Origin of the sequence: Cohnella cellulosilytica (assembly GCF_042431195.1) — a bacterium.
Taxonomy (GTDB): domain Bacteria; phylum Bacillota; class Bacilli; order Paenibacillales; family Paenibacillaceae; genus Cohnella; species Cohnella cellulosilytica.
In genome coordinates, this window is sequence record NZ_JBHMDN010000034.1 from 77947 (window position 1) to 101178 (window position 23232).

Below are 23232 nucleotides of genomic sequence, written 5' to 3' on the forward strand. Positions count from 1 at the left end.
ACGCAATCCGCAAGACGGCATAAGCCCGTTTTCTCGCTGCCGGCGAGAGAACGGGCTTTTTTTGCCCGCCTAATTTTGTCCCATGGACGGGTAAGTATCCAAGATCAACCCAACCTGGACGCATATATTGATTGCGGGTGATGAGGATGCGGAGTTCATCTCGAATGAGAAATTATAACCGCGGCCGCAGGGACGGCCATGCAAACGGCAAGCTGGACGGTTGGAGGCTGGGCGCGTGCAGCGGCATCGATGAAGCGATACGGCACGAAGAGTTCCCGCCAAGCCGCGCGCGCATCCTCTATGTTCCGCAAGGCTTCGAGGCGATCGATCAAGGCGTCGTTGCCGCGCTGCAGAGCGAGGTTGCCGAGGTGACGGTCGTCTCCGCGGCGGAGATGCGCCTGCAGGCCGAGCGTTATCGCCCGGACGCGGTGCTCGTCATGAACGGGCTGCATGTGTTTCCGCCCGATCATCTGGAACAGATCGACGCGATTCGCGGCATGGACATTCGAACGGTTATCTGGTTTGTCGACGATCCGTACGTGACCGACGAGACGGTAAAGATCGCTCCGCACTACGATTACGTGTTTACGCACGAAAGATCGTGCCTGGAGCTGTACCGCGCGCGGGGCTGTCAGCAGGTGCATCATCTGCCGTTGGCCGCGTATTCCGAATGGTTTAAGCCGATGGCGGTGCCGTCGGAATACCGGACGGACATTTGCTTTATCGGAATGGCTTTCTGGAACCGCGTCGAGCTGTTCGACGCGATTGCCTCCTATTTGCAGAACAAAAGAGTGCTGATCGGAGGAAAGCTGTGGGAGCGCATGAGCAGCTACCCGCGGCTGTCGAAGTTTGTGCGGGACGGCTGGATCGAGGTGCCGGAAACGGTCAAATATTACAACGGCGCCAAAATCGTCATCAATCTTCATCGTACGACGGAGGCGGGCAAAGACAATCTGAACGGAATCAACTGGCCGGCGGAATCGATTAATCCCCGTACGTTCGAGATGGCCTCCTGCGGCGTGATGCAGTTGACGGACGTGCGCCAGGAGCTGCCGGAGCATTTTGCCATCGGGTCGGAAATCGGGGCGTTCCGCGACGCCAATCATCTCGTTGAACAGCTGGATTACTATTTGACCCATGAAGAAGAGCGGCAGTGGGTGGCTGCCAGAGGGTATAAGCGGGTGAAAAAGGACCATACGTTCCGCGAGCGAATTCGCAGGCTGATCGGCACGGTTGGGCTGGCATAAATCAAGCTCGATCGCTCGCCGGCGAAAACGATGACCAGGAGGGATGAGGCTTGGCTAAGATGAAGGAACTTCCCGCGATCCGGCTCCGCGACGCGGCTTACCGCAGGGGCAGAGCCGCAGGCTTCGCGTTGGGAAATGCCGACGGACATTGGCAGGGGCTGTGCGAATATATCGTGCGTTCGGCGACGCCCGTTCCGGCGAAACGCCCCATCCATGTGCTGTACATCACTTCGGGCAAAGGCTTCCCGTATTCCCCTCTGGACGAGGGCATTATCGCGACGCTGCAGGAGATCGTCGGGCGGGTAACCGTCGCCGTTCCCCACGACGACATCGCCGCTATCGCCGCCAGAGAACGGCCCGATCTGCTGCTTGCGCTCGACGGCATGCATCTGGCGCTGGAGAAGGTTCATGCGGTAAACGATCTGGGCATCCGCACGGCCATCTGGTTTACGGACGACCCGTATTATACGGACATTACGAGCGGCATCGCCCACAACTATTATCACGTGTTTACGCTGGAGCGCAACTGCGTTCCGTTCTATGCGGAGAGAGGCTGCGCGCGCGTCTCCTATCTGCCTTTGGGCGTCTACCAGGAGGCGTATCGTCCGCGCAATACGGACCGTTCGATCCGGGGAGAAATTTGTTTTATTGGCACGGCCTACTGGAACCGGGTTTCCCTGTTTAACCAGCTTATGCCGTTAATCGCGCATAGGCGCTTGTACGTTTCCGGAATGTGGTGGGATCGGCTCGCCGATTACGGACGGTGGAAGCATTTCATCGATCTGGGTAAATGGATGGAGCCGCTGCCGACCTCGGAAAGGTACAACGCCCACAAAATCGTCATCAATTCGCACAGAGCCCACGACGACGACACGTTTAACCAGAACAGCGCGATGATCACGGCCGTATCGCCGAACCCGCGCACGTTCGAGATTTCGGCGTCCGCCACGCTGCAGCTGACCGATTGCCGCGACGACATCGTCCAGCATTACGAGCCCGGCCGGGAGATCGTCACCTATGATTCCGCGGAAGATTTGGCGGCCAAGGCCGAGTACTATCTGGAGCACGAGGAAGAACGGAAGGATATCGCGCTGAGAGGACTCTACCGGACGCTTAGAGACCATACGTACGTGTCCAGGCTGAATCAACTGATAGATTTGACGATGAATGGTTAATCGCCGCGCCGGGAATGCTGCCCGCCCCATACATTGTACAACTCGGCAAATGAAAGTTCCCAAAGTCCGGTTTTCAGCACCGAGGCCGGTCGTTCGCCTTACGGCGAACTGCCCGCCTATGCATCCCGGAAGGTTGAAGGAGGTGACGGACATACCCGTGAGCATGAACAGGTATGCAGAATCGTGAACGGCGCGAAGCCGAAGCTGATGATCTTCTCGCATATTTGCAGCCAGGCTTTCGTCACGGGAGCGGAGAAGCTGCTATGGCTGTTCACCCGCGAGATGGTCCGTCGTTTTCAATGCGTGATGGTCGTTCCGCAGCTCGGCGCGATCGCGGAGCGGGCCGGAGAGCTGGGCGTCAAAATTGTCGTTCAGGATATCCCGCTCTGTATTTCCTTATATACTTCGGCTCCGACGATAATGCAGGAAATCGCGGAAATGCAAAAGCATCCGTCGTGGGGAAGGATTCACTCCCTGCTGGCGGAGGAAAGGCCGGATTGCGTACTGGTCAACACAAGCGTCCATCCGCTGCCCGCTTTGGCGGCCAAAGCGATGGGGATTCCTACGTTATGGGTGCTTATGGAGACGGTCATGGACCGGCCTTCCAAGCCTTTGGCGGTCGAGCTCATTACGTCCAACAGCGACATTGTCGTAGGCATTTCCCATTCGACGCTGCAGCCGATTCGGGAGCTTGCTCCCCATGCGCACACGTTTATGCTGCCGCCTTACCTGATCCGGGAGGAACTGCTGCCCGGAAGCTGGGACTACCACCGCAGAAGGCTGCGCCAGCAATACGGTTGGGGCGAGCATCATCGCGTGGCGGGCTTTATGGCGGCAACGATCTATGCCAACAAAGGGCTGGAGCAGTTCGTGAACGCGATGCTGCCGATCGCGGCGTCGGACGGCTGGGCGCGGTTTCTGATTTTGGGCAAATCCGCCGATGACGCGTATTATCGCCATTGCCAGAAGCGCGCCTGGGATTCCGGCTATGCGGACCGGTTTCTGTTCCTGCCGTTCGCGGATCAGATTCAGCACGCTTTTCCCGTTATGGACGTCGTTGTCGTGCCGAGTCTGATCGCCGAGGGCTTCGGAATGACCGCCCTGGAAGGGCTGATGTTCGGCCGGGGCGTCGTCGCGTCGTCCTCCGGCGGATTAACGGAGATCATGAACGCGACGGGCAACCAGGAGTACCTTGTGCCGCCGGGGGATGTCGGTCAATTAACCGCGCGCGTGAACGCGCTGCTCGGCAACGGGGCGCTGCTTCGCGCCGTTGGGGAACGCAATATGCAGGTCTCGCAGCAGGTGTTCGGGGTGGGCGCTTTCCGCCAGCGGCTGGCGGATTTGATCGCCCAGCTGCCGCAGACGCCGGTGCTCGTGCGAGGTCCGCTCTGGCGGGGCAGCGCGCCGACCGTGTTTCTCGTCGAGAACGGCGTGAAGCGGCCGTTCGCCTCCGAGGGAGCTTTCCTGCAAATGGGATTCCGGTTCGAAGACGTGACGGAGGTTCCGGACGAGGACCTGCAGAGGCTACCGACCGGCCCCACGATATTCGAACAGCGGCGGCAAGCTCCGGGCAGGGCCGGAACACGACGCAGAGGCAGAAAGCGGGGCGGCCGCCGGAGAAAACGCAGTTCGGCCAGACGGAGGAAGGTCCGCCTGGCCAGAAAGAAGCGGACGGGCGGCAGAGCCCGCCGCAGAAGAAGGTGAACCGATGCGCATCGTGACGATATTGGGAACCCGTCCGGAAATCATTCGCCTCAGCCTGCTGCTTGGCAAGCTGGACCGGTTGGCGGAACGCCATGTGCTCGTGCATACGGGGCAAAATTTTACGTCCAGCTTAAGCGGAGTTTTTTTCGAGCAGATGGGTCTGCGCGCGCCCGACCTGCTGCTAGACGACCGTAAAGAGACGGTCGGCGGCCAGCTTGCGTCGACGTTCGGCGCCGTGGAGCGGCTGCTTGGCAAGGAGCGGCCCGACCGGGTGCTCGTGCTCGGCGATACGAACAGCGCCTTGTGCGCGCTCGTCGCGGAGAGGATGGGCATTCCGGTCGTTCATATGGAAGCGGGCAACCGGTGCTTCGACCTGAACGTGCCGGAGGAGAAAAACCGCCGGGTTATCGACGCGGTGTCCACCTACAACCTGCCCTATACCGAAAACAGCAAGCACAATCTGCTGCGGGAGGGATTTCCCGTCGACCGTATTTTTCGCTCGGGAAATCCGATTTACGAGGTGCTGCGCCATTACGGGGAGCAGATCGACGCCAGCTCCGTTCTCGGAGAGCTCGGACTGACGGCCGGACAATATTTGCTGGCGACGATCCACCGGGCGGAAAACGTCGATTCCCCGGAGACGCTGCGCGGAATTATGCAAGGCTTGAGCCGTACGGCCGAGGAGCATGGGCTTCCGCTCGTCTGCAGCCTCCATCCCCGGACGAGATCCAGACTGTCCGAGGAGCTGCTCGCTTCCGTTCATCCGCTTGTCGTTTTTCACGAGCCTTTCGGCTTTTTCGATTTCGTTCATTTGGAGAAAAACGCGCTTCTCGTCCTTACGGACAGCGGAACCGTTCAGGAGGAATGCTGCATTTTCGGAGTGCCGACCGTGACCGTCCGCCGGACGACGGAGAGACCGGAGACGGTAGACTGCGGAAGCAACGTCGTGGCGGGGCTGCATCCCGACGCCATCCGCTCGGCGGCCCGGGTCATGCTCCATCTGCGCGATGCCTGGCAGTGCCCCGAAGGTTACCTGGATACGAACGTCTCGGACAAAGTGGCAAAATTTGTGCTTGGAGGGAAAAGGGATGTTTAAAGATCGGCGTATCCTGGTCACCGGAGGAACCGGTTCCTGGGGGTACGAATTGATAAGGCAGCTGCTGCCGATGGAGCCGGCGGAAGTGATCGTGTACTCGCGCAGCGAATCGAGCCAGGTGGCGATGAGCCGGGCGTTCGAGGATCCGCGGCTGACGTTCCGGATCGGGGACGTGCGCGATCGGGAGGCGCTCTCCAACGCCTGCAAGGGCGTGGATCTGTTGTTTCATCTGGCCGCGCTCAAGCATGTGCCGGTATGCGAGGACCAGCCTTACGAGGCGTTGAAGACTAACGTACTCGGCACGCAGAACGTTATCGAGGCGGCCATCGAGAACAAGGTGGAACGGGTGATCAACATTTCCACCGACAAGGCGGCCAATCCGTCGAACTTCTACGGCATGACGAAAGCGATCGGAGAGAAGCTGATCGTCTACGCCAACCTGCTGCGCAGCGACACGAAATTCGTCTGCGTCCGCGGCGGCAACGTGCTCGGCACGAACGGCAGCGTCGTCCACCTGTTTATGGACCAGATCAAGCACAAGGGCCAGCTCCGTCTGACGGATCGTAAAATGACGCGGTTTTTCATGACGCTGGAAGACGCGATCCGGCTGCTGTTCAAGGCGACGGCGAAGAGCATCGGCGGGGAAATTTTCGTGATGACGATGCCGACCTGCCGGATTATCGATTTGGCGGAGGTGCTGATGGACGCGCTCGGGCGGAAGGTGGAAATGGTGGAATCCGGCATTCGTCCCGGCGAGAAAATCCACGAGATTTTGCTGACGGAATACGAAAGCTTGAATACGGTCGTCTACGACGATCAGTATCTCGTTATTTTGCCGACGCTGGACATTCCCGGGCTCCGGGCGCATTACGAGGCCTGCGATCCGGTCGATTTCGACAGCTTCTCTTCGAGTCAATCGCTTATGGATAAGCAGCAAATTCGCGAGATGCTGCAGCGGGGAGGTTTTCTCTCGTGAAAATCCTGCTTCTGGGCGGGTACGGAATGGCGGGTCATATGGTCGCTTCCTATTTGAAGACCGGGACGGACGCCGATGTGGTCGTCGCGGTCAGAAGCCGGTCTGTCTCGAATCGAACCTTGAAGGCGCTGGACGGCCTTCAGGTTCGGGAGCTCGATGTCCGCTCCTTCGAAGCGGTGGAAGATTTGGTCCGCGCATGCGGACCGGATATCATCGTGAACGCCGTCGGAATTTTGAACCATCATGCGGAGGACCGTCCGTTGGACGCCTACAGAGTGAACGGATTGCTGCCGCACTGGCTGCGCCATCTGGGCGATCGGTACGGAGCCAGACTGGTGCATATCAGCTCGGATTGCGTGTTCTCCGGGGAGCGCGGGCGGTACGCGGAGACGGACGAACCGGACGGGACAACCGTCTACGCGAGAAGCAAGGCGCTGGGAGAGGTGCGGGATCGAAGCCACGTCACGATTCGCACGTCCATTATCGGTCCGGACGACAAGCCTTCGGGCATCGGTCTGATGAAATGGTTTTTGTCGTGCGAAGGAGAAGTGAGAGGCTACCGCAGCGTGCTGTGGAACGGGGTGACGACGCTGGAGCTGGCCAAGGCGATCGCGTGGCTGATCCGAAGGCCCGAAGTCGGCGGTCTGGTGCATCTGACGGCTCCCGAAACGGTATCCAAGCACGAGCTGCTGCTTCTGATGCAGGAGCGGTTCGACAAGAGGAACGTGACGGTCGTCCCCGCGGACGAACCGGTGATTGACCGGACGCTTGCGGCGACGAGGAGCGATTTCGACTATCGTCCGCCCCGTTACGCGGAGATGCTGGAGGAGCTTCACAGTTGGATGTCTTCGCCATGACGACCGGCAGAATACTTATTACCGGAGCGGCGGGGTTTACGGGCCGCCATGCCTGTCGCAGGTTCGCCGCCTCCGGGTGGGAGGTCGCCGCCGCGGTATCTCCCCGCAGCGCGAAGGCGGCCGGCCTTGAGCCGGCGCGCACGGAGTGCTGCGAGCTGACGGACGGGGATGCGGTCGCCGCGATGATGCGGCGGTTGAAGCCGGATGCGGTGCTGCATCTGGCGGGACGCAACGCGGTCGACTTCTCCTGGAAATCGCCGTCCGCGACGCTGGCCGCCAATCTGATGTCGACCGCGTACGTGCTGGACGGAGCGCTGGCGCTCGGAGGCTGCCGGGTGCTGGTCGCCGGATCGATGCTGCGGACGGACGAAGCGGCACTGTCGGAAGCCGCGCATCCTTACGGCTTCAGCAAGACGCTTCAGACGGCCGCCGCCAAGGCGTGGCATCGCTGGTACGGGCTGCCGGTCATGATCGCCGAGCCCTCCAATCTGATCGGTCCGGGCAGCAGCGGCGGACTGTGCGGGAAGATCGTCCGCTGGGCGGTCTCCGCGGAGGAAGCCGGCGGCGCGGCGGAGCCGTTCCGGCTGTCGTCGCTTCGCGAAGCGCGGGATTTTATGGACGTTCGGGATGCGGTGGAGGCATACGAACGGGTGCTGAACGAAGGCGAGCCGGGCAGGAGCTATGCGATCGAGTCGGGCCGCTTCCTGACGCTGGCCGAGGTCAAGAGCGCGTTCGACGAGTTGGCGGGGACGGAGCTGGCGTGGGAGATCGGAGACAAGGCCGCGGCGCCGTCTCCGCAGCCGAGGGACTGTTCGCCGATCCGCGCGCTGGGCTGGCGTCCGCGGCGGACGTTCCGTCAATCGATCCTTGACGCGCTGGAGGGAGAACGGGAGCAGAGACGCCGGGAAAGGGGAGGGACCCCATTCGCCAGTCCGTGAATCCGCTCGTTACGATTGTCATTCCTTTTTATAACGATCCGTATCTTCAAGAGGCGATAGAGAGCGCGCTTTCGCAAACCTATCGTCCGCTTGAAGTTATTGTCGTGAACGACGGCTCCAAGCGGGAGACGGAGGAGCTGTACCGGCTCGAGAGGACCGGACGCGCGCGAGTCGTTCATCAGCCGAACCGGGGAACGGCCGGCGCGCTGAATGCGGGCTTCCGCCTGGCCGCGGGACAATACGCGGCATGGCTAAGCTCGGATGATCGTTTTCATCCGGAGAAGGTGGAGAAGCAGGTTCGCTTTATGCTGCAAAGCGGCTGCTCGATCAGCCATACGGCGTTCCGGCGCATGAACGGGGAGGGAATCGCCGAGAAGAACCCCGTCGTGCTTCCGGCCGGGTCGATGCTGCAGTTTTACCGGTCGCTGCTGCTCAGCAATACGGTGAACGGCTGCACGGTGATGATGACCCGGACGCTGTTTGACCGGATGGGAGGCTTTAACGAGCGCCTTCCCTATACGCACGACTATGAGCTGTGGTTCAGAATCGTTCTCTCCGGCTATCCGATCGGCTATCTGCCCGAGCCGCTGACGGATTATCGCGTACATGCCGCGATGGGCACCGTCAAGCACGGTCCGGCGATCGAGCGGGAGCTGGAGAGCTTGCGGAGGCTGTATGTACCCAGGCTTCAGAGCATGCTCGCGACGCTGGAAAGGGGAACGTAAGCGAAGGGGCTGTCCCGCAAGTAAGGTCGTACAAGATGATCGATTAAGAAAAAAGTGCATGTATCTTCTGGAGACTGCCTCATACGGTCCTGTAATCACCGCTTAACGGGTTTACCTTTTCAGATTTCAGGATCGTATAGCATCGTAAGAAGATACATGCACGACAACATTCTCTATCGATTATCGTTTTGTACGACTCTTTTTACTTATGGGACAGCCCCTCTTGCGAACTTAATGAAGCGGAAATCCGACCGGCGCGCGGTGGAACAGTTCGGGAGCAATGAATACGGCCCGGTCCTTGTTCCAGCCGAAACGGGCCAGCGTCTCCTCCCAAACGAGTGGGCGCAATCGCTGGCCTTCGCTGTAGTACAGGCCGCCGTTCGGTCCGCGGTAGAGGACGTAGTCGTGCAATTCAAAGTTTTCCCAGACGTTCCCCCGCAGCGGCCAGCCGTCCCCAAAGCTCCAGATCAGTTCGTAGCCGAGCGGGATGGCGTCCTCCGGCCGCAGGCCGATCGCGACCATCGCGGCTTCGCTCTCGATCGGGTAGCGGATTCCGTGGCAGACGCTGTACAGTCCGCCTCCCGGGTCCCGCGCGACAAACACGTCGGGATAGCCGTGAGGGAAGCTGCCGGCGTCGAGCGGATGACCGGTCGGCAAGCCGGCCAGCAGCTCGGAGCCGCATCGCCCGACACGGTCGTAGCTGAGATTGAACCGGCAGAACGTGTCGTAAGCGTGGATCGGCCGCTTATGCCCGCGTTCGATGCGATAGACGCAGCCGTCCTCGCCCATGCCGTACCAGCCGCTCGGCACCTCCGGCGCTTGCGGGGCGTGATGGGGATGGGGCGAAGCGTAACGGTCGGGCAGGAACGCGGGATCGTGGACGAGGATCAGCCTTTCCGGATTAAAGCCCCACTTGCGAATGAACAGGCGGCGGTTGATCGCGGCCACGCCGTACATATCGATGGCATTGGAATTGAAGCTGCGGTTGCCTTCGTGGTAGACGAACGCATCACCGGCAAGGCGCAGGAACAATCCCGCCTTCAGCGTCCGGTAGCCGAGATCGATATCCTCGTAGCCTCCGACGCCGAACGCCTCGTCGAAGCCCCCGAGACGCTCCCAGGTGCTCCGCCTCAGCAGCATGCAGAAGCCGCTGAGCGCGGCCAGATCCTGCCACAGGGCCGGATTATGCCGGTTATAGCTTTGCGCGAACAGATGGTACTGTCCTTCGCTGCCGACGTCCGCCGGAATTTTCTGCAGGGGGAGGACGAAATTCGACTTCGGCCCGACGATGCCGACCCGCTCGTCGGCGTGCAGGCATTGCAGCAGAACGGTCAGCCAGTTGTGGGAGACGATCGTATCGTTGTTCAGCAGTAAAATATGATCCCCTCCGGACGCCGCCGCCCCCTGGTTGCAGGCGGCGGCGAACCCCCGGTTCGCGCCGTTGGCGATCAGCTTGACGTCGGGCTGCTGCGCCAGCCAGGCCGTCGTCCCGTCGGTCGAGCCGTTGTCGACGAAGATCAGCTCGTAAGGGCTGTTCGTAAAGACCCGAATGCTGTGCAGACAGCGCATCGTCTGGTCGAGATTGTTTAACGTCAGAATCACGATGCTCGTCAGCATGGTCTCGCACCGACGGCCGAGAGCATGCCTGAAAATTGTGCCGCGTATTTTTCCATCGAAAATTCACTCCGAACATGTTTTTTTCCCGCTTCGGCGAGAGATTTTCTCAGCTTGCGGTCCGTCATCAGCCGAATGACACGATCGGCCGCTCCGTTGATATCCCCGTGGGAGTAATACAAACCCGTCGCTCCATCCAGAATCGCCGAGCTTACGCCGTCGGAATTGGAGGTGACGACCGGACAGCCGGAGCTTAGAGCCTCCAGCGCCACGTAGGGAGCGCCCTCGGATTTGGAGGTCATGCAGACGACGCCTCCCGAAGAGGCGATCAGATCGTAGTAATAGGGCATTTGCGCGTTCGGGACTTTAGAGTGATGGAGGATATGGCGGCCGAGTCCGAGCCTGAGCGTCCACTGCGCCAATTGATCGGCTTCGCCGGGTTCGGCCAAATCCGGATCGCTGAACATCCACAGCCGAACGCCCGGCATTCGCTTGATCGTTTCGGCTCCGACGAGCAGGAAGTCGCGCCAGTTTTTGTTGTCCTCCAGCCTGCCGATCCACGCTAGCGGCGGATAATTCAGAGGAGCGGCCGGAGGATAAGCGAAAAGGCTTCTGTCGTAGAGACGGGGATCGAACGGATTCGCGAACGAAAATCGGGGGATGCGGGGATAAAGCTCCCCCAGCAGCGAACCGATCGCCGGAGTGCCCGGATATAAAACGGCGTCGGCGTATTCGTTCACGTAAGGACGCGCTTCCGTCAAGTTGCGCCTGGCGTGCTCTGGCGTTCCGAAGCCCTGGATTTCATAAATAACCGGCTTCCGGAAGCCGATCTGGCGGAAAAGCGCCAACTGCAGGAAAAAAGAAGTGACGACGATGAAATCGAACGAGTAGAACTCCAGAATATGTTGGATGGCGGGCGGCTCCGAAGCGTAGAATACGGGCGTTCCGGGAGCGAAGTCGGAGGAGCCGCTGCCTTCCCGGAAGTATAGGAAATGGCTGTAAATCCCCGCAGGAAGCAGGGCTCGATACCTTAACCGATTCAAGGTGTTTACCCCGCCGCTGGGCACGATAAATACGAACAGAACCTTCAAAGCCGCTTCCCTCCCCGCAGGTTGAATACCGTCGGAAGCTCCGTTACAGCACGTTCAGCAGCGCATGCAGCTGCGGCGCATACTGGTCGCGCACGGAATTGAATTCGTAATCGACGATGGCCTTTTTCTGCACCGATCCCATGCCTTCATGCCATCGATACAAAGTAAGCACCTCGTTGATAAAATAAAAGTCGATTCTGGCCAGATGAACCCTCAGCCAGTATTCATAGTCCTGCGTGCATGCGAGCGCCTCGTTAAAATAACCGATTCTCTCGGGAATGGAACGATGCATCATGACGGTCGAGCCGTTGATCGGACAGAAGGTGAACAGCGCTTCGATCAGCTTCTTGAGACTGGGAAATTTGACGGCGAGCGCGCTCATCGTAATCTCGTTGTACTCGTTGATGAGATGGAAGTCGGTGCAGCTGATCGGAGCTTGATGCTCCTCCATAAACGCGACCTGGCGGGCGATTTTGTGCGGGTACATGAGATCGTCGGAGCTCTGCCAGGCGATATATTTGCCGGTAGCGGCGCGAAGGCCGTAATTCAGCGCGCTGCCCGTGCCCCCGTTGGCTTTGCCGACATAACGGATGCGGGAACGAAACGGGTCGAGCTTGTGCTGGTGCAGCGTCGATCCGTCGTCGATCACGATAATCTCGATGTTGGGATACGTCTGGTTCAGTACGCTCGCGACCGACTGGTCGATGTACGGGCAATTGTAGAACGGAATAACGACGCTCACGAGCGGAAAAGGATCGTACGTCATGGCAGCCTCCATCCTTCACGCGTGATAAGCAAAGCGGATGCTCTATCGTATGTGGACAGGGCGTCCGCCGTCACGACGCTTGAACCGTGTCCGTGCGCCTATTTTCCTGCGGCTGTCCAAGCGGGGGACGGGTTGTCTACATAAAATGGAGGAAAAAGGCAAAGGACTGAAACCGATGCGTATCGTCGTGACTGGAGGAGCGGGATTTATCGGGAGTCGTCTGGTCCGCGCGCTATTGGAACGGGGGGACGAAGCGATCGTGATCGACGATCTGAGCACCGGCGACGCGGGGAGGCTGCCCGCCGGGGTCGAGATTCATCGGCTTCGCGCGGAAGACGCCGGAACGGCCGAGCTGATTGCGAGCGTCCGGCCCCGAGTCGTTTTTCATCTGGCGGCGCAGGTCGGAATGGGCAGCTCCGTCAAGTTCCCGGCCGACGATGGACGAAGCAACATCGTCGGTACGCTGCGGGTGCTGGAGGGCTGCAGGGAGGCGGGAAGCAAGCTGGTGTTCTCGTCGACGTCGGGCGTGTACGGGGACTCTTCCCGCAGCCGGCCGCTCGGGGAGTCGAGCCCGAAGAGACCGAGCGCGCCCTACGGGCTCTCGAAGTGGGTCGCCGAGCAGTATATCGGCTTCGCCGAAAAATGGTGGGGGATCCCCTATACGATTTTGCGCTACGCCAATGTATACGGTCCGGGACAAGCAGCCCGCGGCGAAGGCGGAGTCGTCGCATGCTTCATGGAGAGAATTGCCAACGGGCTGCCCTTGGTCGTGCATGGCGACGGCGAGCAAAGCCGGGATTTCGTTCATGTGGACGACGTGGTCAAGGCGAATCTCGCCGCGATTGACCGGGGAGACGGGGAGGCGTTTAATATCGGAACGGGAATCGCCACCTCGATCAACGGGCTGGCGGACCGCTGCGAACGGTTGGCCGCCGCTTCGTGCGGCCGGATCTACGAGCCGGCGCGAAGCGGCGACGTCAGGTGCAGCAGGCTGTCGTCCCGCAAAGCGGAAGCGGCGCTGGCTTGGAGGCCGTCGATATCGTTGGACGAAGGATTGTCCCGCTTATTCGGCGGAAGCTGAAGAAGGTACCTGGGCCGCTCCGTTCGCCATGCGCGGCGGCATCAGATCGTCCATCTGAGCAGCAGGCCCGATTGGGTCAGGCCGGAGCCGAAGCCGTACAGCGCCGCGAGCTGCCCCGATTGGAGCTTGCCTTCCTTGTAGGCGGCGTCGAGCGCCAGCGGAATCGTGGCGGCCGACGTGTTGCCGTTATGGACGACGCTTTGCAGCGCCTTGTCTTCGGGCAGTCCCAGCCTTTCGCAAATCGCTTCGATCATGCGCAGGTTGGCGCTGTGCGGGACAAACCAATCCAGCTCTCCGACGGTCATACCGGCTTGGCCGAGAAGATGGCGTACGCCGTCCGGGACGGTCGATAATGCCCACTTGTATACCTCTCGTCCGTTTTGGACGATTTTTTCGTTCGGAATGCAATACACCTGCATGCCGCCCGAGCCGTCCGTTGACGCGTTGGAGGCCAGGAAAGCTCCCGAATCGCTCGCTTCCACGAGCACCGCTCCCGCGCCGTCGCCGAACAGAATACACGTGGAGCGGTCCGTGTAGTCGGTAATTTTCGTCAGCGTCTCGGCTCCGATGACGAGGACGGAGCGATAGGCGCCGCTCAGAATAAGGCCGTTGGCCATCTGCAGAGCGGATACGAAGCCGGCGCATGCGGCGCTGACGTCGACCGCAAGACAGCGCGCCGCGCCGACGGCTTGCTGAACCTTGGAAGCGACGGAAGGAAAGGGCATTTCGGGCGTCGTCGTGGCGACGATAATGCCGTCGATCCGCGACGCGTCAACCGCGGGGAAGCGGCTGAGCAGGTCGCGGGCCGCGGCGATGGCCAGATCGCTTGTCGTCTGCTCGGGCGCGGCCTGATGACGCAGCTCGATCCCTGTTCTTCTGACGATCCACTCGTTGTCCGTGACCACCATTTTTTCCAAATCGGCATTCGTTATTTTTCCGTCAGGCACATAGCTTCCGATCGCCGAAAGGCGGGCTCTTGACTGAAACGGCTGTTTCGTTGCGGAAATCATCGGCTCATTCCTCCGCTTCTATTTTGGTATTAAGTATTAGCACCAGGTATTAATAAAATCATCTTACTTTTGATATTACCCGTTGTCAAGGGAGGAAACCGGATGAGCGGCGGAATAATTGCATAATCCCGGGCGCATCCTATGATTTGGCTGAACGCTTAGCGTTCGATCAAGAAGAAGGAGGCCAGATTGTCATGCGTAAAGGGATTATGCTCGCAACGACCGTATTATTTTCATCCGCAATCGCGCTGTCGGGATGCATGAACAAAACCGGCGACTTGGGCAATAAAAACATTCGCAACAACGCCGTCCGCCAAAACAACGTCGCCCGCGGCTACGGCGCCGACGAATACGGCATGCGTCCGCCGATGAGGCGTTTTGCGAACGATGAAGCCAACGAACAGAACCGCTTCAACGGCCATCAGCGCATGAACAACAATGTCGTCGGCCTGCACGGCAATACGCGTATGGAGACGAGCGACCGGATCGCCAACAAAATTTCGGCCATGCCGGGAATCGATTCGGCCTACGTGATGCTGACGGATAAGAATGCCTATGTAGCGGTGAAGGAAGACGACCGCGCGAACACCGGACATACGGCGCTGAACGACGCTGTGAAAGACAAAATCGCGGACCAGGTCAAGTCGCTCTCCCCTGCGGTGGAGAACGTCTACGTATCCGCCAACCCCGATTTTATCGGCCGTATGGAGGGCTACGCCAACGACGTCAAAGCCGGTCATCCGATCCAAGGCTTCGTGACCGAATTCAACGCCCTCGTCGACCGGATTTTCCCGGAACGGTCCGGTACTCGGTCGCGTTAATCCCGCCCGTTGGCGATGGGGCTGTCCCACAAGCGATTCCAGTTGCTTTTTTTCGAGCAATTGGCTTGCGGGAGGGCCCCTTTTTTCTTTTCCATAGATCCTCTTGCGCACCTTACTTAGGGGGCATTCTCTTTAGAGGTCAGTCTCTTTGCGCTTGCAAATGTTCAGAAACCCTATTTCAAATGTAATGGGTTTTGAAGCACACTCGGTTTATCCCTTGCGGCGCTGCAACTTTTGGCGTCCTCTCGCAGCAGGTCTGGCCGCTTCTGCCTACGCAAGCGGAACGGCCTTTGTTATAATAAGGATGATTGATATAACGAACGAGGACAAGCAGCGAGAGTTGTACGTTGTGCATACATCCCGCGATCTTTTGGATATTGAGACGACGGCATGGACGGGAGTTCGGGCGGCGAAGAGTTCCTCTACGAGAAGAAGATCCACAGTTTGAAATTAGGTGACGTCTTCATGCCGCAGTTCACGATTCAAATTGGCGCGATGGACTATGGTATGGACATGAACGGCATTCTCGGTACGGACTTTCTGGTGGCAAATGGAGCAATCATCGATATGAAAAAGCTTGAAATTGCTATCGCCGATTGAGACACTCAAATTCGGATACGGCAGAAGGAGCATGGATGCCTAAAATACTGATTGTGGACGATGAAGCGGATCTTCGAAAGCTGCTGACCGATTATTTTGAAATCAACGGGCATGCCGTCATAACGGCAGGGGACAGCCGGGAGGCGCTGCGGAAAGTGGAACAACAACCCGATCTCGTTTTGCTGGATATCAACATGCCCGAGCAGAACGGCCTTCAATTATGCGAGAAAATCCGGGACTTCGTTTCTTGTCCGATCTTGTTTTTAACGGCTCGAATCGAAGATGCCGACAAAATAGCCGGATTTCGGGCCGGAGGCGATGACTATATCCTGAAACCTTTCAGCATTCGCGAGCTGGGGGCCAGGGTCGAAGCGCATTTGCGCAGGGAACGGCGAATCCAAACCAAATCCTCGGTGAGGTTTAACGATGATCTGGTCATTGACTATACGGCCCGGGAGCTTTACTACCGGGATAAGCGAATTCCATTGGCCAAAAAAGAGTTCGACATTATCGAATTGTTATCCGCGCATCCCGGCATGGTGTTCGAAAAGGAACGCATGTACGAAAATATTTGGGGCTTGGAGGATGAAGGCGACAGCAGCGTGATCGCGGAGCATATCCGGCGAATTCGTTCCAAATTAAAGGAATACGGCTGCGATAATCGAATCGAGACCGTCTGGGGAGTCGGATACAAATGGCCAAGCTCCTAAATGGGCTGCTGCTGAAGCGGTTTACCTTACTGCAATCTTTTATTCTGTTATGCGTAATTACGCTCATTGCCGTGCTGGCCGTCATAACCGTGGAGTTCGCCTGGGCGGAGAACCTGCGGCAGCGTTTCGGAGAAACGAATTGGGTGCTGCCCTCCCTTGTCGCGGCGGTGCTGCTGACCGTGGCCGCTGGAATTGTCATCATGGCCGTTCTATTTTACAGATGGAAACTAAAACGTCCGCTGGAGCTATTAAAGCGAGCATCCGAGAACATTTCGGCCAACGATCTGGGCTTCCGCCTCACCTACGACAGCCGGGACGAGATGGGGGAGCTGGTCGCGGCATTTGAAAACATGCGCTCGCAATTGGAGAAAAACATAAAGACGCTCTGGCGATCGGTTGAGGAGCGCAAGCAGCTCAATGCGATTTTCGCCCACGATCTGAGAACGCCGCTGTCGGTGTTGAAAGGAAACGCCGAGCTTCTCGCCGCCTATCTGCCCGAGAAAAAATTGTCGGAAGAAAAGGTGCTGGACCTGGTTCATACCATGAGCCTTCATATCGTTCGTCTGGAGAGCTATGCGGATGCCATGAACTCGATTCAGAAGCTGGAGGATGTCCCGGTGCGTCGCCAGTCGATGGACGCGATCTCGTTGACGGCTGTGCTGAACGACAGTGCCGAGCAAATCGCAAGGCAGTTTGGCAAACGCTTCGACTCTTCCCTGGAATATGATAATACCGCAATAAACGTTGATCCTCATATCGTCATTCAAATTTTCGAGAACGTGGTGGCCAACGGGATGCGATACGCAGCCAGCCAAGTGAACGCTCGTTATGACATTCGGGAAGGAGTTATGAACATTACCGTCTCGGACGACGGGCCCGGCTTCTCGGATGAAGCCCTGCGCAAGGCCGTGCTTCCTTTTTACCGCGGCGAGGTGTGGGATGCGACCGAACATCGCGGGCTTGGCCTCTACATTTGCAAGGTGTTTTGCGAAAAGCATGGAGGGAGCCTACTGATCGAAAACGCGCCACGCGGCGGCGGAAGCGTGACGACAAGTTTTGGGACGCAAGTTGATAAATAGTTGAAAATGATCTGATAGCATTTCCTTATCTTGAATTCAAGGAGTGCTATGATGCTAATCGGAAAAAAAGAATGTATATCGCAATCGGCTGCTTACTGTTGTTATGTTCCGTATGGACGACCCCCGGGTCCGCCGCGGAAGCCCGAGACAAGACCGAAGTTCTGCGGGATATCGACGAATATATGAATCGGAGCATGAAGGCCAATCACATCAAGGCTGCGTCGCTGGCAATTGTCAATAAAGAGGAGGTCTTCTACGCCAAAGGCTACGGAACATTCGCAGATGGCCAAAGCGTTAGGGGCAACACCCCTTTTCCCATTGCTTCATTAAGCAAGTCCTTTACCGCATTGGCCGTTCTGCAACTGGCGGATAACGGCAGGATTGATCTGGATGCGGCTTACGCTTCCTATTTTCCCGAGCTTGCTCCACGGGACTCCCGCGTTCGTGATATCACGGTCCGTCATTTATTAAATCAGACCAGCGGTCTCAATGACAAAATAAATCCCGATATGACGAGGACTCCTCAATTCCAATCCCTGCATGAAACGAATCGGTTGTTAACCGAGGCGCAGCTTGCCCATCGTCCCGGAACGGCCTACAGCTACCATAATCCCAATTACGCGCTGCTGGCGAACCTCGTGGAAAGCGTCAGCGGAGAGCGCTTTTCAGATTACCTGAATCGCCATATTTTCGAACCGCTAGGAATGAACCATACTTTCAGTGTCAGCACGACGCAGCAAATCGACGAAAATGAAACGATTCCGCTGGGACATTACTTGAGTTTGGGACGTCCCGTAGGCCGATCGGAACCGCTGTGGTTCATTGACGGTCCCGCCGGCATAATTTCAACCGCGGAGGACATGTCCTTGTGGATGCTTGCCCAGTATGACGATCGGCTCCTTTCTCCCGAGCTGTTAAAGCAATATCATGCAGCCGGAGCCATCGGTCCGTACGGCATGGGCTGGCTGGCAGAGCAAGACGAATCCGGCGGCCGAACGATTTCCCACGGCGGCATTTTCTGGACGTACAAGTCGGAAGAAACGGTTTATTTGGACGAGCGGATGGGTATCGCGGTGATGTTTAATTCCGGTTTAAACGCTTTTGTGAATTACTCGGCTTTTATTGATGGAATCGCGGCTATTATGAGGGGGGAGAAGCCCGAAACCTCTTTTCTTAACGGCCGAAACCTGGAAACGATCATGATTGCGCTGATCCTCGCTACGCTCGTGTGGGGCGTGTATGCCTATTTTCGCATCCGTCGGAGAAGCAAAAGCCTGACGATCGGCAAATTGATTCTGATAACGGTCGCAAGGCTGATCCCGATCCTGATTCTTCTGTCCCTGTCCCCGTTGGTGACTTTTGTCGGCGGAGGACGCGTGCTGCCTTGGTTCGGCATCTGGACGACCCTGTCATCCGCAATCATTTGGCTTGTCGTATGGTCGCTTGTCAATCTCGTTCATTTGGCTTGCCATTATTCAACACGATTTTCCGAATAGCCATTAAATCAAAAAGCCCTCTCCTCCGTTCCCAAGGGAACGGAAAAGAAGGCCCGCGCCGATCGATCAGCGGCAATGAAAGGTGCACCTGCTGCTTTAAATCTTTAGCTCCCCGAGCTTAATAAGCTCGACAACCGCTTGCGAACGACCTTTGACATTCAGCTTCTGCATAACATTGGAGATGTGTTTTGAAACACACCCGAAGATTTAGTTAATACTCTCCTGAATGAATCTTGATAAATCAGCAAAAGTGATTACTGGGTAAGGCAAATCAGATTCAAGTTGAGCAGCCGAGAAAGAATCAATAACAAAAAGACCCTGCGGTTCATGCTTGGCTACAGTGTTTGGATCAGTGACTCCAAGATAATTCATCACCGATTCCCAATTATCAATAATGTCTTGTATTTTATTTTTAAGTTTGTATTGATAAGACCCTTTACTTACTTTACGAAATTTGTTTAGCTCATTACCAACTGCCTTCGCATTATACTTAAATGGATTGTCTTTGCATTCTACAACAAATAATTTCCCGTGAATAAATGCAAGTACATCAATTTGACCTGACAATACCACGTATCCTTTACCAATAAGTAATGGGATTTCGTTCTCTTTTTTTATATTGTTTTTAATAACTGCTCCTTCAAAGGTTTCTCGCAATAATTGAGCGATATCAGTTTCAAACTGTTCATGAATCTGAGATGTAATTTTAAACAAATCACGTTTAAATGGCGAGTCAGGCAGAGAATTATCAATAATATCCAAATAAAAAGCCATAGATGAATATGAAAACAGACTTACTGGACAAGCAATGATATCATCTCTTATTAAGATGAGACATTTTCTTAGCAGTCGATATTCTCTATCAGCAGTAGAAATTGCAAAATCGATCTTATCGTGTTCATTCAAAAAAACAGATAGTAATCGTTCGGCATTCTCGTCTGATATACTCAACAAATCCACTATTAGCATCTTGAAAAAGGAAATACTTCCAATGAGAAATTCATTTGAATTTGTATATGATTTTATTACTAAATCAGCGAGTTTAGGAAAATCATCAAATTCCACCCCTACGTAAGTTTGACAAACTTTATTAAACTGTACAGCTATCGAGTCAACAACTGCTGAAGTTCTTCTATTAACCAATGTTTCGACATAGGAATTAGAAAATGAATCATGATCAATTTTATGATTCACCCCTAGGAATCCATCAGCGTCAATAAATAATTTCTTGTCGCTTAAAATACCATCACACGCTATATCTCGCATGTGTAATATATGAAAAATTGCTCGAATAGTAGCAATAAGTTGCCCAAATTTAATCGGATTTATAGGAGCATTAGAATCAGGAACTTTCTTCGAGTAGTAATTTATTATTTCAATGCCATATTGAAATGCTTGTTTATCAAAAGCCAGAACATTTTCCCATTCTTTATATATACTATTGAACTTAACACCGATCATCTTCTGTAAACTTAAACTGCGAACAACCATTCGACTAAATTCATCAGCAATATCTTCAATATTAAATAATCCTTCGCCATGATTGAGCCAACCAACGGCAGACATAGTAATATGCATGTTATATTGCATTCATTATTGACAATAAATATCCCTTAGGATTACTACTGATTAATTCTTTAACATTATCTAGTAGATGACCCATCAATGAGTTACAGACCGTTGTAATCTCTATACTGTTTGTATATTGTGTATCGTTTAAACTTAGCGAACTCGTTAGTCCCTTTATAATTGCTTCTTCATCATATCCACTTAAATCTATCTTAGAAGGGTTTGCAGCGATTAGGTTATCACCATCAAACACAGGACATATTCCAAGAAATTTTTTATACAGATCTTCTAGGTACAGAAGATGCGATTTCGGAACAAAGTGTTCAATCAGTTTTTTTATTAATGAACAATTAACACACACGTGTTTATCGGAGTCCGATATTAAAGACTCTTTTGCATAAGAAACTTTACAATTTATACAAGCCAACTGATCTCAGTCCCATCATCTTATTTATTAAATATTTCTTTCCCTAGTTCACTTAATAATGAATGGCAAGTGGATTCAATCATTCTAAAAAGTTTTATTTTAACTCTCAATATAAACCTAAATGATACAACAACTCGAACATCTGAATAAGGAATTTTGAGTAATCGAACGCTAGTCCACCTTTTAAGTCCTTAATCATTTGTTGAATGTTGTGCCATTTCGTTTGCATTTGAGGACTATTAAGTTTAACCTCATTTTCCCGTATTTGCTTTAATTGATCCAAGTGCCTGGATAGTACGATTTCGTATGTAATCTTCTCAGGCGATTCAATCGGGGAACCAGATGCGTGACGCGGCATTGATGCCACCTTAAATCGTTGTTCTCTTATTCGTGCTAATCTAGCCATTTCCTGTTCTCTTCGTCTGCGCTGTAACTCTTGCTTAAATTGCTGCTCGATTTTATCCAATTGTTTGGTGGACAGAGGAAGTCCGACCTCAATCTGTTGCGTAATAAACTCGGGTAGAGGAAGAATGTCATAATGCTCAGGCATCGCCCACCCACGCTCAAACTTCAACAGAATATTATCGCGTTCAAGATCAATGGTATGGAATCCGTTCGTAATGTCCTTGATGAGATCGGGAGATAGCATCGTATAATTTGTTAAGCAGGTCTCACCCAGTCTGTAGGTTTTATTCTCCTGACGATGATGAACAACGTAACAGAAACGAAGCGGCATACCACATTCACATCGATACGGACGTTCTCCATATCCACCATCTAGAATCTCTTTTAGCTCCCAATCATTTATTTTGCTCCATATATCAGTCGTAGACATATTATCCTGAAGTACAATGCCCTTTTTCCGAGCTAACTGCTCCAACCATCGGCTTTTCTTGCTTTGTTTCACATAGTCTTCAAGAAAGGTGCGTTTTCTATCATCTAATAGTTTAGTTAATCGGTTGACTTCATTCTCGGTTAAAGGCTTTGGCATCAGGACACCTCCGACATTAAAGGTATACATCGCCCAAATTGTACCATATACTTGTAATCCCCACACTCGCTACCACCATATCAAAACCAGTATGTTATAATAGGAAGACCACAATTCAAGCGAGGTGAAGCCGATGAAATGGGGAGAGATTACCGAACTGCATCCGAGTCGTTTCGTATTAGTTGAGGCGATAAAGGCAAGCTCTAATGACCATTTGCGGCAATTGGAGGATATGGCGGTTATACAGGATTACGACAATCCGCAAGAGGCATGGAGCGGATACAAGCATTTTCACAAACTGCATCCAGCACGCGAACTTTATGTATTTCATACAAGCCGTAGCGATGTAGAGGTGGTTGAAGAGTTCTTTTCAGGCGTGCGGCACCACTCATGAAGATAAATATCCAGCATGGATTGCCGATTGTATCTTTGACCTTAACTCACAACAATCATTCCATTGTTTTACCAAATGTCCTGTTCGATACTGGCTGTGCCGCAACAGTTTTTGATACTGATGGGCTTGCTCAGATTGGCATTTACATTGATTTCATCAATGGCAGAGCCAGGCGAATGTATGGAGTAGGAGGAACAAGTGAAATTTGCTATGAACAGACGATTCCCGAACTACAAATTGAAAATAGGACTTTGAACGATTTTCCTATCCAGCTCGGTTCCATACAAGAGTCTTATGGCTTTCACGGGATACTGGGGATTGATTTTATGGTTAAGGCCAAATGCAAAGTCGACTTTGAGACAATGAAAATCAAGCTTGCCGATTAAAACAAGCAGTGCTCGCAACCGCGCTGCTTGTTTTTGTTATTTGTGGGGTGTTTCTTTTGGTTCTGGCTTTGACAGCATCGTTTGCGCACATCAAAAAGCCCTCTCTTCCGTTCCCATGGGAACGGAAAAGAAGGCCCGCGCCGATCGATCAGCGGCAATGAAAGGTGCACCTGCTGCTTTAAATCTTTAGCTCCCCGAGCTTAATAAGCTCGACAACCGCTTGCGAACGACCTTTGACATTCAGCTTCTGCATAACATTCGAGATATGGTTTCTGACCGTTTTCTCGCTGATAAACAACTGCTGCGCAATGTCGCGGGTCGTCTTGTCCTGTACCAGCAGTTCGAAGACTTCGCGTTCCCGATTGGTGAGTAGGAATTTGCTTTTATGGTCGCTGCTCTTCAACGTTTGTCACCCCTCCTTGCCCGGGAATGTTGTGAATACAAGGTATAGGGATACAGTCAACTTTATCATATGAAAG

23 protein-coding genes and 1 pseudogene are annotated in these 23232 nt (G+C 54.7%); 16 read left to right on the plus strand and 8 right to left on the minus strand.

Going from position 1 to position 23232, the window contains the following annotated elements:
- The first annotated feature begins 164 nt into the window (after positions 1-164).
- The 8 genes from ACFFT4_RS23585 (at position 165) to ACFFT4_RS23620 (ending at position 8718) form a co-directional block, all read left to right on the plus strand.
- Complete coding sequence (locus ACFFT4_RS23585) at positions 165-1247, plus strand: CgeB family protein (protein WP_378051351.1); 1083 nt, start codon at positions 165-167, stop codon at positions 1245-1247.
- Between the two features lie 59 nt (positions 1248-1306).
- Positions 1307-2422: a CgeB family protein gene (locus ACFFT4_RS23590; protein WP_378051629.1), complete on the plus strand. Its 1116-nt coding sequence runs from the start codon at positions 1307-1309 to the stop codon at positions 2420-2422.
- 183 nt (positions 2423-2605) lie between these two features.
- Positions 2606-4126 (plus strand): glycosyltransferase family 4 protein, encoded by a 1521-nt coding sequence (locus ACFFT4_RS23595; protein ID WP_378051352.1) that lies wholly within the window; start codon positions 2606-2608, stop codon positions 4124-4126.
- A gap of 4 nt (positions 4127-4130) precedes the next feature.
- Positions 4131-5222 (plus strand): non-hydrolyzing UDP-N-acetylglucosamine 2-epimerase, encoded by a 1092-nt coding sequence (wecB, locus tag ACFFT4_RS23600; RefSeq protein ID WP_378051353.1) that lies wholly within the window; start codon positions 4131-4133, stop codon positions 5220-5222.
- Complete coding sequence (locus ACFFT4_RS23605) at positions 5215-6198, plus strand: polysaccharide biosynthesis protein (RefSeq protein WP_378051354.1); 984 nt, start codon at positions 5215-5217, stop codon at positions 6196-6198. Before wecB ends, ACFFT4_RS23605 begins: the two co-directional genes overlap by 8 nt.
- Entirely contained in the window at positions 6195-7055 is an 861-nt protein-coding gene (locus tag ACFFT4_RS23610; protein ID WP_378051356.1) for a dTDP-4-dehydrorhamnose reductase family protein, read from the plus strand. The genes ACFFT4_RS23605 and ACFFT4_RS23610 overlap by 4 nt, the downstream gene beginning before the upstream one ends.
- A complete protein-coding gene (locus ACFFT4_RS23615) occupies positions 7037-7993 on the plus strand; it encodes an NAD-dependent epimerase/dehydratase family protein (RefSeq protein WP_378051357.1) in 957 nt (318 codons plus the stop codon). Before ACFFT4_RS23610 ends, ACFFT4_RS23615 begins: the two co-directional genes overlap by 19 nt.
- Positions 7990-8718 (plus strand): glycosyltransferase family 2 protein, encoded by a 729-nt coding sequence (locus ACFFT4_RS23620; RefSeq protein ID WP_378051358.1) that lies wholly within the window; start codon positions 7990-7992, stop codon positions 8716-8718. Before ACFFT4_RS23615 ends, ACFFT4_RS23620 begins: the two co-directional genes overlap by 4 nt.
- A 231-nt stretch (positions 8719-8949) precedes the next feature.
- Here ACFFT4_RS23620 and ACFFT4_RS23625 read toward each other — a convergent pair whose 3' ends face one another.
- Genes ACFFT4_RS23625 through ACFFT4_RS23635 form a run of 3 tightly spaced genes read right to left on the minus strand, consistent with a single transcriptional unit; the run spans position 8950 to position 12189 of the window.
- A complete protein-coding gene (locus tag ACFFT4_RS23625) occupies positions 8950-10335 on the minus strand; it encodes a glycosyltransferase family 2 protein (RefSeq protein WP_378051359.1) in 1386 nt (461 codons plus the stop codon).
- On the minus strand, positions 10329-11423 hold the full coding sequence (locus tag ACFFT4_RS23630) for a glycosyltransferase family 4 protein (RefSeq protein ID WP_378051360.1): 1095 nt from the start codon (positions 11421-11423) through the stop codon (positions 10329-10331). Before ACFFT4_RS23630 ends, ACFFT4_RS23625 begins: the two co-directional genes overlap by 7 nt.
- Before the next feature lie 43 nt (positions 11424-11466).
- Positions 11467-12189 (minus strand): glycosyltransferase family 2 protein, encoded by a 723-nt coding sequence (locus ACFFT4_RS23635; protein ID WP_378051361.1) that lies wholly within the window; start codon positions 12187-12189, stop codon positions 11467-11469.
- A gap of 145 nt (positions 12190-12334) precedes the next feature.
- Here ACFFT4_RS23635 and ACFFT4_RS23640 point away from each other — a divergent pair, with 145 nt between their 5' ends.
- On the plus strand, positions 12335-13270 hold the full coding sequence (locus tag ACFFT4_RS23640) for an NAD-dependent epimerase/dehydratase family protein (protein WP_378051363.1): 936 nt from the start codon (positions 12335-12337) through the stop codon (positions 13268-13270).
- 41 nt (positions 13271-13311) lie between these two features.
- Here ACFFT4_RS23640 and ACFFT4_RS23645 read toward each other — a convergent pair whose 3' ends face one another.
- Complete coding sequence (locus ACFFT4_RS23645) at positions 13312-14280, minus strand: ketoacyl-ACP synthase III (protein WP_378051364.1); 969 nt, start codon at positions 14278-14280, stop codon at positions 13312-13314.
- 194 nt (positions 14281-14474) lie between these two features.
- On the opposite strand from ACFFT4_RS23645, the gene ACFFT4_RS23650 reads away from it, so the two are divergent.
- The 5 genes from ACFFT4_RS23650 (at position 14475) to ACFFT4_RS23670 (ending at position 18986) form a co-directional block, all read left to right on the plus strand.
- Entirely contained in the window at positions 14475-15101 is a 627-nt protein-coding gene (locus ACFFT4_RS23650; RefSeq protein ID WP_378051365.1) for a YhcN/YlaJ family sporulation lipoprotein, read from the plus strand.
- Between the two features lie 390 nt (positions 15102-15491).
- On the plus strand, positions 15492-15701 hold the full coding sequence (locus tag ACFFT4_RS23655; RefSeq protein ID WP_378051366.1) for a hypothetical protein: 210 nt from the start codon (positions 15492-15494) through the stop codon (positions 15699-15701).
- 35 nt (positions 15702-15736) lie between these two features.
- Positions 15737-16411, plus strand: a complete 675-nt coding sequence (locus ACFFT4_RS23660; protein ID WP_378051368.1) for a response regulator transcription factor — start codon at positions 15737-15739, stop codon at positions 16409-16411.
- Positions 16396-17490, plus strand: a complete 1095-nt coding sequence (locus tag ACFFT4_RS23665) for a HAMP domain-containing sensor histidine kinase (RefSeq protein ID WP_378051369.1) — start codon at positions 16396-16398, stop codon at positions 17488-17490. Before ACFFT4_RS23660 ends, ACFFT4_RS23665 begins: the two co-directional genes overlap by 16 nt.
- Positions 17491-17561: 71 nt before the next feature.
- Positions 17562-18986, plus strand: coding sequence for a serine hydrolase domain-containing protein (locus ACFFT4_RS23670; RefSeq protein WP_378051370.1), 1425 nt, complete (start codon positions 17562-17564; stop codon positions 18984-18986).
- Between the two features lie 96 nt (positions 18987-19082).
- Here the strand turns inward: ACFFT4_RS23670 and ACFFT4_RS23675 are convergent.
- The 3 genes and pseudogenes from ACFFT4_RS23675 to ACFFT4_RS23685 all read right to left on the minus strand — a co-directional run.
- Positions 19083-19181: pseudogene (locus ACFFT4_RS23675) on the minus strand (LuxR C-terminal-related transcriptional regulator); the annotation flags it as partial.
- A gap of 12 nt (positions 19182-19193) precedes the next feature.
- Positions 19194-20564, minus strand: a complete 1371-nt coding sequence (locus ACFFT4_RS23680) for a hypothetical protein (RefSeq protein WP_378051371.1) — start codon at positions 20562-20564, stop codon at positions 19194-19196.
- 524 nt (positions 20565-21088) lie between these two features.
- On the minus strand, positions 21089-21973 hold the full coding sequence (locus ACFFT4_RS23685; protein ID WP_378051372.1) for a hypothetical protein: 885 nt from the start codon (positions 21971-21973) through the stop codon (positions 21089-21091).
- Positions 21974-22106: 133 nt separating this feature from the next.
- Here ACFFT4_RS23685 and ACFFT4_RS23690 point away from each other — a divergent pair, with 133 nt between their 5' ends.
- Both ACFFT4_RS23690 and ACFFT4_RS23695 read left to right on the plus strand, forming a co-directional pair.
- Complete coding sequence (locus ACFFT4_RS23690; protein ID WP_378051373.1) at positions 22107-22367, plus strand: hypothetical protein; 261 nt, start codon at positions 22107-22109, stop codon at positions 22365-22367.
- Positions 22364-22753, plus strand: coding sequence for an aspartyl protease family protein (locus ACFFT4_RS23695; protein WP_378051374.1), 390 nt, complete (start codon positions 22364-22366; stop codon positions 22751-22753). Before ACFFT4_RS23690 ends, ACFFT4_RS23695 begins: the two co-directional genes overlap by 4 nt.
- A gap of 178 nt (positions 22754-22931) precedes the next feature.
- Here ACFFT4_RS23695 and ACFFT4_RS23700 read toward each other — a convergent pair whose 3' ends face one another.
- The gene (locus tag ACFFT4_RS23700) at positions 22932-23156 is read right to left on the minus strand and encodes a helix-turn-helix domain-containing protein (protein ID WP_378051375.1); all 225 of its coding nucleotides are present in this window, start codon (positions 23154-23156) and stop codon (positions 22932-22934) included.
- Positions 23157-23232: the final 76 nt, after the last annotated feature.

Coding starts and splice junctions, on each gene's coding strand:
- ACFFT4_RS23585 (WP_378051351.1), top strand. CDS start 165: ATGAGAAATTATAACCGCGGCCGCAGGGACGGCCATGCAAACGGCAAG.
- wecB (WP_378051353.1), top strand. CDS start 4,131: ATGCGCATCGTGACGATATTGGGAACCCGTCCGGAAATCATTCGCCTC.
- ACFFT4_RS23645 (WP_378051364.1), bottom strand. CDS start 14,280: ATGATTTCCGCAACGAAACAGCCGTTTCAGTCAAGAGCCCGCCTTTCG.
- ACFFT4_RS23695 (WP_378051374.1), top strand. CDS start 22,364: ATGAAGATAAATATCCAGCATGGATTGCCGATTGTATCTTTGACCTTA.
- ACFFT4_RS23640 (WP_378051363.1), top strand. CDS start 12,335: ATGGAGGAAAAAGGCAAAGGACTGAAACCGATGCGTATCGTCGTGACT.
- ACFFT4_RS23670 (WP_378051370.1), top strand. CDS start 17,562: ATGTATATCGCAATCGGCTGCTTACTGTTGTTATGTTCCGTATGGACG.
- ACFFT4_RS23590 (WP_378051629.1), top strand. CDS start 1,307: ATGAAGGAACTTCCCGCGATCCGGCTCCGCGACGCGGCTTACCGCAGG.
- ACFFT4_RS23665 (WP_378051369.1), top strand. CDS start 16,396: ATGGCCAAGCTCCTAAATGGGCTGCTGCTGAAGCGGTTTACCTTACTG.
- ACFFT4_RS23685 (WP_378051372.1), bottom strand. CDS start 21,973: ATGCCAAAGCCTTTAACCGAGAATGAAGTCAACCGATTAACTAAACTA.
- ACFFT4_RS23650 (WP_378051365.1), top strand. CDS start 14,475: ATGCGTAAAGGGATTATGCTCGCAACGACCGTATTATTTTCATCCGCA.
- ACFFT4_RS23605 (WP_378051354.1), top strand. CDS start 5,215: ATGTTTAAAGATCGGCGTATCCTGGTCACCGGAGGAACCGGTTCCTGG.
- ACFFT4_RS23655 (WP_378051366.1), top strand. CDS start 15,492: ATGGACGGGAGTTCGGGCGGCGAAGAGTTCCTCTACGAGAAGAAGATC.
- ACFFT4_RS23660 (WP_378051368.1), top strand. CDS start 15,737: ATGCCTAAAATACTGATTGTGGACGATGAAGCGGATCTTCGAAAGCTG.
- ACFFT4_RS23690 (WP_378051373.1), top strand. CDS start 22,107: ATGAAATGGGGAGAGATTACCGAACTGCATCCGAGTCGTTTCGTATTA.
- ACFFT4_RS23625 (WP_378051359.1), bottom strand. CDS start 10,335: ATGCTGACGAGCATCGTGATTCTGACGTTAAACAATCTCGACCAGACG.
- ACFFT4_RS23635 (WP_378051361.1), bottom strand. CDS start 12,189: ATGACGTACGATCCTTTTCCGCTCGTGAGCGTCGTTATTCCGTTCTAC.
- ACFFT4_RS23680 (WP_378051371.1), bottom strand. CDS start 20,564: ATGCATATTACTATGTCTGCCGTTGGTTGGCTCAATCATGGCGAAGGA.